Genomic DNA, 14,201 nt, shown 5'->3' with positions numbered 1-14,201 from the left:
AGTTCGGCTTTCCCGGCTGGAACGAGATGCGCGACCTGTTCGTGGCGCGCGTGCGCACGCGCCCCGCACCGATGACGCAGCGCGCGCGCTCGCTCGTCAAGCCGGGCGGCAAGGCGGCGCTCGCGCACGATCTGCTGGCGGCCCAGCAGCAGAACCTGAGCGGCACGGCCGCGCAGAACGCGCGCGCGCTGGCGGACGCGGCGAAGCTGATCCGCCGGGCGCAGCAGGTGCATGTGGCCGGCTTTCGCTCGTGCTACCCGGTCGCGTTCGGTTTTGTCTACGCGTATCGCCTGTTTCGCCCGACCGTCGCGTTGCTGGCCGGCGTGGCCGGCTCGCTCGACATGGAACTGCGCGCGATCTCGAAGCAGAGCGTGACGGTGGTGGTCAGCTTCGCGCCGTATTCGGCCGAGGCGACGCGCGTGGCGACCACCGCGCGCGATCGCGGCAGCAAGGTGGTGGCGATCACCGACAGCGCCGTGTCGCCGATTGCGCTGCTGGCCGACCAGTCGCTGCTGTTCGCGCACGAGAGCCCGTCGTTCTTCCCGTCGCTGGTGGGCGCGCATGCGCTGGCCGAGGCGCTGGTCGCGCAACTGCTGGCGCTCGAAGGTGGCGAGGCAGTGGCTGCGCTGGCGCGCGCCGAAGCGGATCTGCACGCGCGTGGTGCCTATTCGGTCTGAAACCGGGAATTCGATACCGGTAACCGGCCACAATAATGTGCAGATATTCGTATCGGCGGTTTTCAGCCCGATTGCGGCGCAATAATCGGATCAAAAAATTCGCGATCCGTTTAAATAAAAGTTTCAAAATCGGCTCAATCGAACGCACGGTAAATGATCGTGTCGACAGCTTCGAAAGGCTTTGCTGGCAAGGCTGACAGGTAAGCGAACGCTTTTCTGAAATCGAGCAGAAGAAAGCAAAAAAGATTTCTTGTCTCGGTTTATTTTCGTTGATAGTCTGCTGCAAACCGGTAAGCCGTCGGCTAACCGGAAAGCGACTTTCGAGAGGCCGGGTCATGACAACAGCACACGATATTCGCGTCGCGTCGCCGCGCATCGGCGACGTCGTGACGCTCAAAACCGGCGGTCCGCGCATGACCGTCACGTTCGTCGGCGCGGCCGGCGGCGAAGCCTGGCTGACGTGCCAGTGGTTCGATATCGGCGGCGATTTCTGCCAGCAGCGCTTTGCGTTCGACGAGGTGGTGCGCGAGCCGACCACCATCTCGGCCGGCCGCGCGAGCCTGCGCAGCTTCGGCATGCACGCCGGCTTTGCGTTTTGAGGCGGTTCCGCTGAACTGAACATGCGGTATCGAGGCCGGCATCGGCCTCGCCACGTCACGCACCGATACGCCACGCGCCCGGAAACGGGCGCGTTGTCGTTTACGCGGTCGATCGAGGCAACGGATGCGGTGTGAGCATCGACGAAGGCAGGCACCGCCGGCCGGGCCGCACGCGTAATGCGGCGGCTCGGCCGGGCAGGCCGGATCGTTCGGGTGATGCCAGGCGGAATACGCGGACAGGTGACGCGGGGCGGGTGCTACGCGGTCGGGAACGCGGGGTGATCCGGGAGCGGCAACAAGCGACTGCGACTGCGGGTGAGACGTGCGGCGGCGGGAAGGCGGACGCGGGCTGATCGCTGCGTCGGCCAGCCGTTCGACCGGCTCAGCGCGATTCCTGCTTTTCGACCCAGGCTTGCTGGAGCGCGACGCGGCGTTGCACGCGGTCGACCAGGCCGGACTGGAACGTGTTCATGCTGATCGAGTGGCGGGTTTGGACGATTTTGACGGCCAGGTTCTTCGCCGGGTTCGGCAGCCGCGCCCAGTAGAGCGTCATCAGCCAGCCGATACCGGTCCAACCGAACAGGGCGTTGAACAGCGCGAGGGTCAGCTTGTCGTGACGGCCGCGACGGTCGGCGATGATCGCCGGCAGAAAGTAGAACGCGATCGCGATTACGGCCCCGACAATCTGAAACAGGATTTTCATCTGCATGGGAGCAACTCCTTCCGTGTTGCAGTGCGACGAAGGCAACTGCAGTGGGACGGATTGTCGCGCTTTTTCAGATGTTGTGCAGGAAACTGATTGTTGCGTTTCCCGTCACGGTGCCTGTCGATCCCTCATCCGGCATTAATCCGTCACTAATTCGAAACCTTCGTCGTACCATCCCGTAATCCCGCCAGGCATAAGCTTGACAGGCCGTTCGAGGCGAGCCAGACGGATCGCCGCGCGGGTCGCGCCGTTGCAATGGGGGCCAGCGCAATAGGTAACGAATATCGATCCGATTGGAAAATCCGATAGCTTCCCTTCGATGATCTTGCGGTGCGGAAGATTGATGGCGCCCCGGATATGCCCGGCGGCGAATTGTTCCGGACTGCGAACGTCGAGCAGGACGAAATCGGTCTGGCCCGATTCGATCGCGTGATGCACGTCCCAGCAATCGGTTTCGAAGCGCAGCGACGCGGAAAAGCGTTCGAGCGCGGTGGCGCTGTCGGCGGCGGGGATTTCGGTGACGTAGGACATGATGGTTCGGTCTCCTGGGAAAAACGGTGTCGGAGCCATCAGTATCGCGGTGCGGCGGTTTTGCCAACAGTGGCCGGATCGACAAGTTCCGGTAACATCGCGCCATGCACAATCATCTCGTCGTCGCGCTCGCTTACGACCGCCTCTGTACCTTCGAATTCGGCTGCGTCGTCGAGCTGTTCGCGTTGCAGCGCCCGGAGTTGGAGGTGGACTGGTATCGCTTCGCCGTGTGCGCGGCCGAGTCGGGGCCGATCCGCGCGGCGGGCGGCATCACGATCGCCGCGCCGTACCGGCTCGCGATGCTCGATCGTGCCGACACGATCGTGATCCCCGGCTGGCGCGATCCCGACGAGCTTCCGCCCGAGCCGTTGCTGCGCAAGCTGCGCGCGGCCCACCGGCGCGGCGCGCGGCTTTGCTCGATCTGTTCGGGGGTGTTCGTGCTGGCGGCGGCCGGCGTGCTCGACGGGCTGACCGTGACCACCCATTGGCGCTATGTCGAACGGCTGCGTGCGCGCTATCCGTCGCTGAACGTGAATCCCGATGCGTTGTACGTGGACGAAGGCGCGATCGTCACGTCGGCCGGCTCGGCGGCGGGCCTCGACATGCTGATGCACCTGGTGCGGCGCGACCATGGCAGCGCGATCGCCAACCGCGTTGCGCAGCGGCTCGTGCTGCCGCCGCATCGCGACGGCGGGCAGGCGCAGTTCGTGCCGCGGCCGGTCGCGCCCGACGGCCAGGATCGCCTCGCGCGCCTGATCGACTGGATGCGCGAGCACGCCGCCGAGCCGCACACGCTCGCGTCGCTGGCCGAGCGCGTGGCCATGAGCCCGCGCACGCTGCAGCGGCAGTTTCGCGACACCACGGGGCTGGCGCCGTATGCGTGGCTGATTCGCGAGCGGGTGGGCGTTGCGAAGGAAATGCTGGAGGCGAACCCGGCGCTGCCGCTCGCGCAGCTCGCCGCGCTGGCCGGCTTCGGCTCGGAGGAATCGCTGCGCCGCCATTTCCGGCGCATCGCGGCCGTCAGCCCGGCGGCTTACCGGCGCGGTTTCGACGCGAACTAGCGGGCGGCGGCCGACGCGGGCAGCACGCAATTCGGGCCGATCCCTGCGCGGCCGCGCTCGCCGGCTTTCGTGGCGTCCGCCCCCGCCGCGCACCACCCCATCGGCGCTATCATCGACACTTTCGTCCCCACCGGTTTCCCTCACGACCATGACGACTGCCGCCGATACCGCCATCGATCACGATCGCCTCGACGATTTCATCGAGCGCAAATGGAATGACGAGATCATTCATCAACTGACCGACTACATCGCGATTCCCGCCAAGAGCCCTGCGTTCGATCCCGCCTGGGACGCGCACGGCCTGCTCGAACGCGTGGTGGTGGACGCCGCGCGCTGGGCCGAGCGGCAATCGGTGCGCGGGCTGACGGTGGAGATCGTGCGTCTGCCGGGCCGCACGCCGGTGATCTTCTTCGACGCACCGGCCACGCGCTCGGGTACCCGCGACACGATCCTGCTCTACGGCCATCTCGACAAGCAACCCGAATTCGACGGCTGGCGTGCCGACCTCGGCCCGTGGACGCCGAAGTACGAGGGCGGCAAGCTCTACGGCCGTGGCGGCGCCGATGACGGCTACGCGATCTACGCGAGCCTGACCGCGCTGGCCGCGCTCGACGCGCAGGGCATCGAGCGGCCGCGCTGCGTCGGCCTGATCGAAACCTGCGAGGAATCGGGCAGCTACGATTTGCTGCCCTACGTGGATGTGCTGCGCGAGCGGCTCGGGCAGGTCGGCCTGGTGGTGTGTCTCGATTCGGGCGCGGGCAATTACGATCAGCTCTGGCTGACCACCTCGTTGCGCGGGCTGGTGTCGGGCGACCTGCAGGTGGAAGTGCTCGACGAAGGCCTGCATTCGGGCGTGTTCGGCGGCATCGCGCCGTCGAGCTTTCGCATCATGCGGCAACTGTTCGAGCGGCTCGAGGATGCGGCCACCGGCAACCTGCTGCCGCAGGTGTTCCATTGCGAAGTGCCGGTAAGCCGGCTGCGCGAGACCGATGCGGCGGCCGGCATTCTCGGTGACCTGGTGTGGAAGGGCCTGCCCTGGGCCTGCGGCCAGGACGGCCGCCCGGTGCTGCCGACCACCACCGATCCGCGCGAGGCTCTGCTCAATTCGACGTGGCGGCCGTCGCTGGCCGTGACCGGCGCGGCCGGCCTGCCGCCGCTGGAGAACGCGGGCAACGTGCTGCGTCCGAAGACGGTGTTCAAGCTGTCGCTGCGGCTGCCGCCGCTGGTCGATGCGGCACAGGCCGTGCAGGAATTGAAGCGTCTGCTCGAACTCGACGCGCCCTACAACGCCAAGGTCACGTTCCGCCCGGACCCGGGCGCGGCCACCGGCTGGAACGCGCCCGATCTCGCGCCGTGGCTGGCCGATTCGCTCGATGCCGCGTCGCGTCGCCACTTCGGCGCCGATTGCGCGTACATGGGCCTCGGCGGCACGATTCCGCTGATGAACGTGTTGCAAGCCGGCTTCCCGAAGGCGCAATTCATGGTGTGCGGCGTGCTCGGGCCGAAGTCGAACGCGCATGGGCCGAATGAATTTCTTCATGTGCCGTACGCGAAGAAGTTGACTGCGGCGGCGGCCGATATTATTGCCGCGGTGCGTTGAGGCGCGCTGCCGTGTGTTGAGGCAGGCCGCCGTATGCTGAGGCGCGCTGCCGTGTGTTCAGGCAGGCTGCGGTGCGTTGAGGTGTGCCGTCGAGCATCGAGGCAGGCCGCCGTACGCCGAGGCGCGCTGCCGTGCGTCAAGGCAGGCCGCCGTGTGCTGAGCTGCGCTGCCGTGAGTTGAGGCGCGCTGATGTACGCCGCCGTGCATTGCGCTATGCCCCTGTGCATGGCGGTGCGCCGCGATCCCGAAATCGCCCCGGCATCGCGGCGCGCCTACAATACGCGCTTTCGATTTTGCGGAGCACCGTCATGACCGAGCAGGAAGCCGAACAACTTGCGACCCACCGCCATTACAAGGGCGGCCTCTATCGCGTGGTCGGCGTCGCGCGCCATTCCGAAACCGAGGAATCGGTGGTCGTCTACGAACACCTGTGGCCGCATGCGCGCGGCCTGTGGGTGCGGCCCGAGACGATGTTCAACGAATCGCTGGCCGATGGCACGCCGCGCTTTCGCGCGCTGAAGCAGGGCTGACGCACGACGCCGCCGCGTCGATCGTCTCGGTCGCGGCGGCGGCGTTCAGCGCGCCAGCAACGCCGCTTTCAATTCGCGCGGCGCAACACCCACCGCCAATTCCGGCGTGCCGTGCCAGTCGGCGAGCTTGCGCACCGCGCGCACCACGTCGCCGATCATCCCCGCGCCGAGCCGCACGTCCGGCTCCAGATGCAACGCCTTCAGTTCGAACACGCCCTGCGCGCGATGCGCCTTGGCGTCGACGCGCCCGATCAACCTGCCGCGATGCAGGATCGGCAGGCAGAAGTAGCCGTAGCGGCGCTTCGCGGCGGGCGTGTAGCACTCGATCGTGTAGTCGAAGCCGAATAGCGCCGACGCGCGCCGGCGGTCCCACACCACCGGATCGAACGGCGAAAGCATCGTGGTGACCGAGGGGCGCAGCGTGCCGTCGTCGGCGCGCGCCAGCAGGTCGGCCAGTTCGCGATGCACGAACGCCTGCTCCTTCCAGCCTTCGACCGTTACCGGCAGCAGTTCGCCGGCATCGGCCAGCGCGTGCAGCTCGTCGCGATAGGCGCGCTTCGGCAGCCGGTAGTAATCGGCCACCCAGTCGACGCGCACGATGCCGAGCGCGCGGCAGGTCTGGTCCAGCAGTTGCGGCAGCACCTGTTCGCGCGAGGGCAGGTCGCGCGCGTCGTCCCAATGCGGCAGCACGCGTTCGAGCACGTCGTAGACGCGCTGGAAATTCTGGCGCGCCGCCACCATCAACTGGCCGGTCGAGAACAGCACCTCCAGGTGGCGCTTCTCCGGCTTCCAGTCCCACCAGCCTGCGCCCTTCGCGCCGTCCTCGCGCACGAAATCGGACGAGCGCACCGGCCCGCCCATGCGCACTTGCGCGAGCAGCGTGTCGATCGCGTCGCGATGCGTGTCGTGCCATGCCGACGCGTATTTCCAGCCCATGCCGACCGGGTTCAGCATCTTGTGACGCATCAGCCCGAAGCTCTCGATCGGCAGGAAGCAGGCCTCGTGCGACCAGTATTCGAACAGGCTCGCCTCGGCCAGATGCTCGTCGAGCCAGCGCTGCTCGTAAGGCCCGAGCCGGCTGAACAGCACGAGATAGGGGCTGCGCGCGACCACGTGGATCGTGTCGATCTGCAGTTGCGCCATGCGGCGAATGGCGTCGAGCACGTCGGCCTTCACGGCCTTGCGGCGCGGCGGCGCGAGCAGGCCCTGCGCGGCGAGATGCAGCGAACGGGCGGCGTTGAGGGAGAGGGTGGGCGACACGGGCGAGCGGGGCAGGGAGCGAACGGAAGGCCACTCTAGCGCGATTCCCGGTGCTTCGCCGGGCGTGCGCGATGGTGCGGCGCATCGGGTATCGGGTCAGGCAGCGGGCCCGCGAGATCGACGAAACACGCATGTTCCGCGCGGCCTGCGCCGGTCATGACACGATTCGGCCACACTTATCACAATCGTTGACACATCGGCGCGGCGAGTTTCCCTATAGTTGCTTCCACGCCGTGACAACTGATCGTCACAGGTTTTGCTCCCGACGCACATATGTCCATGGCACGCAGGGAGCGAATCCGGGCGACGCGATTCGTCGCCGAACCCGGAGAATTAATTCGCGCGGGCATCTGCCCGGCCTTCGGGCCGACGTGGATGTCCGCCGATTTCTTTTGGGCTTGCGAATGATGCGCGGTGGGTTGGGGCTGCGGTTGCCAGGCCTGCCCGCTTTGTCGGAGGAAATTCGCGAGCTCTGCCGGGCTACTGACGACTACCTCGCGTATCGGCTCGCCACACGACATGGCGCTACCACCACTCTGGCTGCGGATCCCAAGGCGCAGCCGCTCCATGCCCCCTCTGCATGCAGACATGACCTCGAGCGCGCGGGACGTGCTTGATCGAGTGGCCCCGGGCTTTGCTATCAATGCTTGCACTTTACACCTCGAATGCTATCATTGATAGCATTTAAGGTGCGGAGCAAATCATGGCAAATCTATTGGTTAGAAATGTGGATGATGGACTCGTCCAAAGCCTGCGCGAGCGCGCCGCAGCACACGGACGCAGCGCGGAAGCCGAGCATCGCGAGATCCTGGCAAAGGCGCTGCGCGCGCCGCAGCGCAAAACCTTCGCCGAAGTGTTGATGAGCATCCCGAACGTCGGCACCGATGCCGATTTCGCGCGCGTGGATGATGGAGAGGCGCCGAATGTATTTAGTTGACACCAACGTCATCAGCGAAGTTCGGAAGCGAGATCGAGCGGACAAAGGCGTGATGGCCTTCTTCCGCAAGGCGGCACAGGACGATGTCGATTTGTATCTTTCGATCGTAACGATTGGTGAATTGCGGCGAGGGGTGGAGATTATTCGTCACCGTGGTGACAAGGCGCAGGCAACGCGACTCGAAAAGTGGCTCGTTGGCATACTCCAGGAGTTTGACCAGAACATTCTGGCCGCAGACGAGGAAGTCGGGCAATTGTGGGGGCGCTTGCGCGTCCCTCACCCGGAGCATGCGTTGGACAAGTTGATCGCCGCAACCGCGTTGATTCACGACCTGACCGTGGTGACGCGGAACGTCGATGATTTCACCGGCACAGGCGCCCGCGTGTTGAACCCCTTCGAAGGGTAGCGCTGGGCCAACGAAAGGCCCGCCCGATCACCCGCGCTTGCCGCGCGCGATCTCGTCGCCGGCATTCGGCGCGAGGCGCCGCGTGATCGGAATCGACGCGAACGAGCACAGCCCCACCACCAGGAACGCGGGCCAGAAATCCGACCACTGCACCGTGGGGTGGCCGCGCAGCGCCGCCGACATGTGCAGCACGAGGCCGGCCACCGTCACGCCGAGGCCCAGCGACATCTGCTGGACCACGCTGCCGAGGCTGGTGGCGCGGCCGATATCGCGAGGCGACATTTCGGCGTAGATCACCGAGTTCAGGCTGGTGAACTGCAGCGCCGGGAAGATCCCGCCGATCAGCACGATCACCCAGATCACCCACACGGCCATGCCCGGATGGAACGTGCCGTACATGATGATCGCGAGGCCGGCCAGCGCGGCGTTCACCATCAACACCCGACGGAACCCGTAGCGGCGCAGCAGCCGTTGCGACAGCAGCCGCGAAACGGTGCCGCCCACGGCTGACGCGCAGGTGATCAGCCCCGATTCGAACGCGCTCATGCCGAGCCCTTCCTGCAGCGTCAGCGGCAGCAGGAACGGCACCGCGCCGAGCCCGATGCGGAACAGCGAGCCACCCACCACGCTCGCGTGATAGGTGGGAATCTTGAGGAAGCGCAGCTCCAGCACCGGCAGCGTGGCGCGCCGCGCGTGGAGCACGTAGATGCCGAGCAGCAGCGCGCCGGCCACGCTCATCAGGAACGCGTCGCGTGGGCTGAGCAGCGAGCCGTCGAGCATCGTCAGCCCCATCAGCAGCAGCGCCGCACCGGCCGCCGACAGCAGGAAGCCGAGCCAGTCGAGCGGGCCGGGGTTCGCCTCGTGCGTGTTCGCGATGTACTTGTTGGCGAGGTAGATGCCGTAGATGCCGACCGGCACATTGATGAAGAAGATCAGGCGCCAGTGCAGGTAGGTGGTCAGGAAGCCGCCGAGCAGCGGACCCAATGCCGGGCCGAACAGTGCGGGCACGGTCAGGTAGTTCATCGCGCGGATCAGGTCCGAGCGCGGCACGGCACGGAAGATGATGATGCGGCCCACCGGCACCATCATCGCGCCGCCCACGCCCTGCACGAAGCGCGCGAACGTGAGCAGTTCGAGGTTGGTGGAGGCCGCGCACATCAGCGAGCCCACCACGAAGATGCCGATCGCAGTGCGAAACACCGTGCGCGCGCCGTAGCGGTCGGCCAGCCAGCCGCAGATCGGAATGAACACGCCGAGGCCCACCACGTAGGCGGTGATCGCGATATTGAGCGTGACGGGGCTGTGACCGAAGGCGTGCGCCATCGCCGGCAAGGCGGTGACGATGATGTTGGCGTCCACCGTTTCCATGAACAACGCGCAAGCGACGATCAGCGGTGCGATGAAGGGATGGACTGCGAGCGGCATGGGGAATCGGCGCGCGGCAAAGCGGCCATTATTGCATCGAACCCGGTGTCGGCGTTAGTGGAACCGCTTCCGCGCGGCCAACTGGACGCATTGGCGCGCATCGCCGCCGATCGGGCCGCTTACGTCGCGGCGTGCGGCGGCAGTGCGGGCGGCTGTCGGCATCGTTGCATGCGAAACGAAGCGAGGGGGCGTGAACGCGGCAGCCCATGCAGGCGCGGCACGCGATGTGCTAATCGTGCTGCACTGCATCACCTGCCGGAAGGGCATGACGCGCAAAACGGGGGCGGCATGCCAGGTGCGGCCGCCGCACGCGCGGAACGGCTCGGGCATCATCGGGAGTCCGGACAGACAAGAAAAAGGAACGACGATGGCAGATACCCCATCGCGACACGAGTCGCTCCCCTCGCTGGACTGGCGCCATCGCGCCGGCGCCGTTTGCGTGATGGCCGCTGCGTGCCTCGCGCTGCCCGCGTGTACCGACATGCAAACCTCGCAGGGCGCGGCGGCGCCCGCCGGCGGCGCGTCGTCGACGGCCGCCGCCAACCCGCCCGAGGCCGCCGCGCCCGAACTGCAGCCGCCGAGCCAGCTCTACGGCGAGCTGTTCACCGCCGTGCAGAGCCAGCAGATCTACCCCGATCAGAAAACCTTCGTCGATTCGACGCCCGATGCCGATCCGGCCACCATCATGCGGCTCTACACGCAGCAGAAGGACAGCCCGGGCTTCTCGCTGCGGGCGTTCGTCACGCAGCACTTCAAGCCGCCCGTCGATCAGGTCGTCACGCCGCCCGCGCATCAGACGCTGCGCGCGCACATCGACTGGCTGTGGCCGCGCCTGACACGCACCACCGACACCGCGCCGCGTTACGGCTCGATGATCCCGCTGCCGAAGCCGTACGTGGTGCCGGGCGGGCGCTTCCGCGAGGGCTACTACTGGGACAGCTATTTCACGATGCTGGGCCTGCAGGAAGCCGGCCACGAGGATCTGGTCGACGACATGCTCGACAATTTCGCTCACCTGATCGATACGGTAGGGCACGTGCCGAACGGCAACCGCACCTACTATGCAAGCCGCTCGCAGCCGCCGTTCTTCGCGTACATGGTCGAGCTGGCCGCGAACAAGGAAGGTAAAGGTGTCTACCAGAAGTACCTGCCCGAACTGCGCAAGGAATACGCGTACTGGATGCGCGGCGAGAACGGCACCGCGCGCGGCAGCGCGAACGCGCACGTGGTGGCGATGCCCGACGGCGCGATCCTGAACCGCTACTGGGACGCGAGCGCCACGCCGCGCGACGAGTCGTATCTGGAAGACGTGCAGACCGCGCACGAAGCGGCCGGCCGCCCGGCGCCCGATGTCTGGCGCGACCTGCGCGCGGGCGCCGAAAGCGGCTGGGATTTCAGCTCGCGCTGGCTTGGCGACGGCAAGACGCTGTCGACGATCCGTACCACCGCGATCGTGCCGGTCGATCTGAACAGCCTCATGTATCACCTCGAAAAAACCATCGTGACGGGCTGCACGGTCACGCACGACGCGGCCTGCGTGGCCGATTTTTCCGCGCGCGCCGCGCGCCGCGACGCCGCGATCAACCACTGGCTCTGGAACGCCAACGGCTATTACGGCGACTACGACTGGCAGCTCGGCAAGCCGCGCGACGACCTGACCGCCGCCGCGTTGTATCCGCTGTATGCCGGCGTGGCCACGCCCGAGCACGCGATCGAGACGTCGCAGCACGTGCGCGACACGCTCGTGCAGCCGGGTGGGCTGGCCACCACCACCCACAACACCGGCCAGCAATGGGACGCGCCGAACGGCTGGGCGCCGCTGCAGTGGATCGCGGTGGAAGGGCTGTCGCGCTACGGCGAACGCGATCTCGCCGACGACATTGGCCAGCGCTTCCTGAAAGGTGTGAAGGGCGTGTATGGCGGCGAGGGCAAGCTCGTCGAGAAATACGTGGTCGAGGGAACCGGCGTGGGCGGCGGCGGTGGCGGCGAATATCCGCTGCAGGACGGCTTCGGCTGGACCAACGGCGTGACGGAAAAGCTGCTCGACCGTTATGGCCAGTAGCCGATCGACGCGTCGGGCGGCAGCGTAACGTTTGCGCGGCGGCGCAGCGTTGGGGAAGGTGGTTGCGAGCGCAACCACCGTTGCGAAACGGCGGAATTCGCCGTCGATTTCGTCTCGACCGCGGTGACGCGCGGGAACCGCTCTCTCATGCGGCGCGAGCCGGCGGCGCGCCCGGCTCGCGCCGGGTACGCCGCCTCGCGTTCGCTTACGCGAATGCGTGCGACGTGGCGGGCACGCCCGGTTGCGGGCTGCGGCGCAGCGTCGGTTCGTCGTGCGGCTCCACGTGCGTCATTGCTGCACCGAACAGCACCATGCGATAGCCGATCGAGTAGATCGGGATGATGCGCATGTTCTTGTCGCAGTCGAGCTTGAGCTTCGAGCGGATGCGCGAGATATGCGTGTCGAGCGTACGCGACGACACGCCCAGTTCGCGGCCCCACACCGCTTCCTGAATCGCCTGGCGCGGCACGATCTTGTTCATGTTGTCGAGCAGGAATTCGACCACGTCGAACTCGCGCGGCGTCATGTCGAGCGTCTGGCCGTCGATCTCGATCGCACGGCGGATGAAGTTGATTTTTATGTTGTCGATGTACAGATATTTGCAATCCATGATGGTCCTCGCAATTCGTCTGATAGGCCCCGGAGCGGAACACCCCTTACTCTGCAAAATCCAGGCCAGCGCCGCCGTGTTTAGCAGCGATGCTCGACAATTTTAGTAAGCGGCTGATTTGAAAGAGAAATCTTGGCGCGACGAGGGGGGCGGCCGGGTGGGCCGGCGTGTCACGTCGTTACGCACTGAAGGTTTGTTACGTAGCAAGCCCTCGGGCGTTACGGGCGCGTAACGTCAGACGTAACGTCGAGGTTGCGTGCGGCGAAACGTTTGCGGGATTTGCGCGCGATGCTGCAACGGCGGCGTGCGATGTGGAGCCGGGGCGCGAGCCTTGCCGGACGTGCGATGACCGAGGGTAAGCCCGGGCTGGCGGAGGGTGGCGAAGCAGGGGTCGAAACCGGACGCGATGCGCTCAGGTTTGCATGGCGTGAGAGCTTGAGGGAAGGCGATCGTGCGAGGCGATTTGACGACGCCCGGCACGAAGCCGGGCGCGCGAGACGATGCGCGAAGCGATCAGACGACGGTCGTGAAGCCGCGATTTTCGGCTTGCGTGGCGCAGCGTTCGACCGCCTGCAGGTGCCAGGCGCCGCGTGCCGACTGCCCGCCGAGCTGCGCGTCGCCGCGCCCGTCGGCCGACGTGCTGCCGATCACCTGATCGATCGACAGCCCCTGCAACTGGCACAGTGCCTCGCCACCATCGGCCGCACACAGCGCGACCGCGCCTTCCACATGCCTGACCTTCCCCCAGCGCGGCAGATCGATGCCCTGATGCGCCTCGCGCGACCAAAGCTGCTCGTCCGTGTCGACCCAGAGAACCGCGAACGATGACTGGTGCGTGGTTTGACTGCTTCCGTTGATTCGAATCGTGAGGCGCATGAGGGTCGTCTCCTGGATCGCGTGCTTTGGGAATGGAGTAAACAGTCTAGGGTCCATTCAGCTAAACGCAAGGTACGCGCTCGATGAAATTGCCGCACCGGGAAGGCTGCCGCAATAGGTTGCCTGCATCGTCGCGTGCGTTGCGCGGCGGTTGCGTGCAAATGATGGGGAGAACGAACCGATCAAGAGGTGCGATGTCTGCTCGGTACGCCGCGATTCCGAAGGGAATGCTCGGCTCTCCTGACGAATCGGCGGGCAGTGCGCGGCGGATGGAAAACGGCACGACGGCAAGGCGGGGATCAGGACGCCGCTCAGTTCGGCGTGGCGATCGTCAGCAGGCGGTCGAGCGCGGTATACACATCGCGCAGGGTGTCGGTGCCGAGTTGCTGTTCGAGTTGGCGGTATTGGTCGTCGATGCGCGGCGCAATCTTGCGCACGAGTTGGCGGCTGCGTTCGGTCAGCGCGACCAGCAGGCGGCGCTGATCTTCGGTCGAGCGCATTCGTGTGATCAAACCGTCGCGTTCGAGCCGTTCGAGCACGCCGGTCAGGCTGGGGCTGAGAATGCAGCAGCGCTTGGCGATCTGCCCGGCTTCGAGCTCGCCCTTCGGCTCGCCATCGAGAAGGCGGATGATCCGCCATTGCTGCTCGGTCAGCGACACTTCCTTGAGGATGGGTCGGAAGCGGCCCATCAGCGTTTCGCGGGCTTCGAGCAGCAGCATCGTCAGATTGCGATGGTCAATCGTGCGAGTCATGTAAATCGATTCTGGTGTTGCAAGCGAGGTAACAATCTTAACAGGACGAAATGTGTCCTATGCAATCTGATTTGTGGAAATTTGGCAGTCGTTGCAAGCGAAAACATGAATGAATTAAGCATTTTGCACGCAACATTGTTAAATTTCATTAGATGTACTTGCGATGTCG

15 protein-coding genes are annotated in these 14,201 nt (G+C 65.9%); 8 read left to right on the top strand and 7 right to left on the bottom strand.

Going from position 1 to position 14,201, the window contains the following annotated elements:
* Both ACYP33_RS11770 and ACYP33_RS11765 read left to right on the top strand, forming a co-directional pair.
* Nucleotides 1-677: MurR/RpiR family transcriptional regulator (locus tag ACYP33_RS11770; protein WP_459621781.1), on the top strand; the 677-nt coding region annotated here is incomplete at its 5' end.
* Between the two features lie 335 nt (nucleotides 678-1,012).
* Nucleotides 1,013-1,276 (top strand): YodC family protein, encoded by a 264-nt coding sequence (locus ACYP33_RS11765; protein WP_414440041.1) that lies wholly within the window; start codon nucleotides 1,013-1,015, stop codon nucleotides 1,274-1,276.
* A 382-nt stretch (nucleotides 1,277-1,658) separates the two neighbouring features.
* Here ACYP33_RS11765 and ACYP33_RS11760 read toward each other — a convergent pair whose 3' ends face one another.
* Both ACYP33_RS11760 and ACYP33_RS11755 read right to left on the bottom strand, forming a co-directional pair.
* Nucleotides 1,659-1,985 carry a superinfection immunity protein gene (locus ACYP33_RS11760; RefSeq protein ID WP_414440040.1) on the bottom strand — a complete coding sequence of 109 codons (327 nt, stop codon included), beginning with the start codon at nucleotides 1,983-1,985 and terminating at the stop codon, nucleotides 1,659-1,661.
* A 135-nt stretch (nucleotides 1,986-2,120) separates the two neighbouring features.
* The gene (locus ACYP33_RS11755) at nucleotides 2,121-2,513 is read right to left on the bottom strand and encodes a rhodanese-like domain-containing protein (RefSeq protein ID WP_414440039.1); all 393 of its coding nucleotides are present in this window, start codon (nucleotides 2,511-2,513) and stop codon (nucleotides 2,121-2,123) included.
* A 104-nt stretch (nucleotides 2,514-2,617) separates the two neighbouring features.
* Here ACYP33_RS11755 and ftrA point away from each other — a divergent pair, with 104 nt between their 5' ends.
* The 3 genes from ftrA (at nucleotide 2,618) to ACYP33_RS11740 (ending at nucleotide 5,704) form a co-directional block, all read left to right on the top strand.
* Nucleotides 2,618-3,574 carry a transcriptional regulator FtrA gene (ftrA, locus tag ACYP33_RS11750; RefSeq protein ID WP_459621778.1) on the top strand — a complete coding sequence of 319 codons (957 nt, stop codon included), beginning with the start codon at nucleotides 2,618-2,620 and terminating at the stop codon, nucleotides 3,572-3,574.
* Between the two features lie 148 nt (nucleotides 3,575-3,722).
* Nucleotides 3,723-5,174, top strand: a complete 1,452-nt coding sequence (locus ACYP33_RS11745; RefSeq protein ID WP_459621776.1) for a M20/M25/M40 family metallo-hydrolase — start codon at nucleotides 3,723-3,725, stop codon at nucleotides 5,172-5,174.
* A gap of 308 nt (nucleotides 5,175-5,482) precedes the next feature.
* Nucleotides 5,483-5,704 carry a DUF1653 domain-containing protein gene (locus ACYP33_RS11740; protein WP_414440036.1) on the top strand — a complete coding sequence of 74 codons (222 nt, stop codon included), beginning with the start codon at nucleotides 5,483-5,485 and terminating at the stop codon, nucleotides 5,702-5,704.
* A gap of 45 nt (nucleotides 5,705-5,749) precedes the next feature.
* On the opposite strand, the gene ACYP33_RS11735 is transcribed toward ACYP33_RS11740, so the two are convergent.
* Nucleotides 5,750-6,964 carry a winged helix-turn-helix domain-containing protein gene (locus ACYP33_RS11735; RefSeq protein WP_459621774.1) on the bottom strand — a complete coding sequence of 405 codons (1,215 nt, stop codon included), beginning with the start codon at nucleotides 6,962-6,964 and terminating at the stop codon, nucleotides 5,750-5,752.
* A gap of 703 nt (nucleotides 6,965-7,667) precedes the next feature.
* On the opposite strand from ACYP33_RS11735, the gene ACYP33_RS11730 reads away from it, so the two are divergent.
* Together ACYP33_RS11730 and ACYP33_RS11725 are read left to right on the top strand one after the other, a co-directional pair.
* Nucleotides 7,668-7,901, top strand: a complete 234-nt coding sequence (locus ACYP33_RS11730; RefSeq protein ID WP_459621772.1) for a FitA-like ribbon-helix-helix domain-containing protein — start codon at nucleotides 7,668-7,670, stop codon at nucleotides 7,899-7,901.
* Nucleotides 7,888-8,307: a PIN domain-containing protein gene (locus tag ACYP33_RS11725; RefSeq protein ID WP_459621770.1), complete on the top strand. Its 420-nt coding sequence runs from the start codon at nucleotides 7,888-7,890 to the stop codon at nucleotides 8,305-8,307. Before ACYP33_RS11730 ends, ACYP33_RS11725 begins: the two co-directional genes overlap by 14 nt.
* A gap of 27 nt (nucleotides 8,308-8,334) precedes the next feature.
* Here ACYP33_RS11725 and ACYP33_RS11720 read toward each other — a convergent pair whose 3' ends face one another.
* Nucleotides 8,335-9,732 carry an MFS transporter gene (locus tag ACYP33_RS11720; RefSeq protein WP_414446722.1) on the bottom strand — a complete coding sequence of 466 codons (1,398 nt, stop codon included), beginning with the start codon at nucleotides 9,730-9,732 and terminating at the stop codon, nucleotides 8,335-8,337.
* A gap of 367 nt (nucleotides 9,733-10,099) precedes the next feature.
* Between ACYP33_RS11720 and treA the strand changes: the two genes are divergently transcribed.
* The gene (gene treA / locus ACYP33_RS11715) at nucleotides 10,100-11,794 is read left to right on the top strand and encodes an alpha,alpha-trehalase TreA (protein ID WP_459621767.1); all 1,695 of its coding nucleotides are present in this window, start codon (nucleotides 10,100-10,102) and stop codon (nucleotides 11,792-11,794) included.
* Nucleotides 11,795-11,999: 205 nt separating this feature from the next.
* On the opposite strand, the gene ACYP33_RS11710 is transcribed toward treA, so the two are convergent.
* The 3 genes from ACYP33_RS11710 to hpaR all read right to left on the bottom strand — a co-directional run bounded on the left by ACYP33_RS11710 (nucleotide 12,000) and on the right by hpaR (nucleotide 14,032).
* Nucleotides 12,000-12,404: a winged helix-turn-helix domain-containing protein gene (locus ACYP33_RS11710; protein ID WP_414440030.1), complete on the bottom strand. Its 405-nt coding sequence runs from the start codon at nucleotides 12,402-12,404 to the stop codon at nucleotides 12,000-12,002.
* Between the two features lie 513 nt (nucleotides 12,405-12,917).
* The gene (locus ACYP33_RS11705; protein WP_414446724.1) at nucleotides 12,918-13,280 is read right to left on the bottom strand and encodes a DUF3564 family protein; all 363 of its coding nucleotides are present in this window, start codon (nucleotides 13,278-13,280) and stop codon (nucleotides 12,918-12,920) included.
* Nucleotides 13,281-13,591: 311 nt separating this feature from the next.
* Complete coding sequence (hpaR, locus tag ACYP33_RS11700) at nucleotides 13,592-14,032, bottom strand: homoprotocatechuate degradation operon regulator HpaR (RefSeq protein WP_414446725.1); 441 nt, start codon at nucleotides 14,030-14,032, stop codon at nucleotides 13,592-13,594.
* Between the last annotated feature and the right edge of the window lie 169 nt (nucleotides 14,033-14,201).

The organism is Burkholderia sp. 3C (assembly GCF_054589155.1).
This window is presented reverse-complemented; position numbering and strand designations above follow the sequence as displayed.

What these genes read in the sequence shown, in the direction of transcription:
- ACYP33_RS11730 (WP_459621772.1), top strand. Translation starts at nt 7,668, where the DNA reads ATGGCAAATCTATTGGTTAGAAATGTGGATGATGGACTCGTCCAAAGC.
- ACYP33_RS11760 (WP_414440040.1), bottom strand. Translation starts at nt 1,985, where the DNA reads ATGCAGATGAAAATCCTGTTTCAGATTGTCGGGGCCGTAATCGCGATC.
- ACYP33_RS11765 (WP_414440041.1), top strand. Translation starts at nt 1,013, where the DNA reads ATGACAACAGCACACGATATTCGCGTCGCGTCGCCGCGCATCGGCGAC.
- ACYP33_RS11710 (WP_414440030.1), bottom strand. Translation starts at nt 12,404, where the DNA reads ATGGATTGCAAATATCTGTACATCGACAACATAAAAATCAACTTCATC.
- ACYP33_RS11745 (WP_459621776.1), top strand. Translation starts at nt 3,723, where the DNA reads ATGACGACTGCCGCCGATACCGCCATCGATCACGATCGCCTCGACGAT.
- ACYP33_RS11755 (WP_414440039.1), bottom strand. Translation starts at nt 2,513, where the DNA reads ATGTCCTACGTCACCGAAATCCCCGCCGCCGACAGCGCCACCGCGCTC.
- ACYP33_RS11725 (WP_459621770.1), top strand. Translation starts at nt 7,888, where the DNA reads ATGTATTTAGTTGACACCAACGTCATCAGCGAAGTTCGGAAGCGAGAT.
- ACYP33_RS11720 (WP_414446722.1), bottom strand. Translation starts at nt 9,732, where the DNA reads ATGCCGCTCGCAGTCCATCCCTTCATCGCACCGCTGATCGTCGCTTGC.
- ACYP33_RS11705 (WP_414446724.1), bottom strand. Translation starts at nt 13,280, where the DNA reads ATGCGCCTCACGATTCGAATCAACGGAAGCAGTCAAACCACGCACCAG.
- ftrA (WP_459621778.1), top strand. Translation starts at nt 2,618, where the DNA reads ATGCACAATCATCTCGTCGTCGCGCTCGCTTACGACCGCCTCTGTACC.
- hpaR (WP_414446725.1), bottom strand. Translation starts at nt 14,032, where the DNA reads ATGACTCGCACGATTGACCATCGCAATCTGACGATGCTGCTGCTCGAA.
- ACYP33_RS11740 (WP_414440036.1), top strand. Translation starts at nt 5,483, where the DNA reads ATGACCGAGCAGGAAGCCGAACAACTTGCGACCCACCGCCATTACAAG.
- treA (WP_459621767.1), top strand. Translation starts at nt 10,100, where the DNA reads ATGGCAGATACCCCATCGCGACACGAGTCGCTCCCCTCGCTGGACTGG.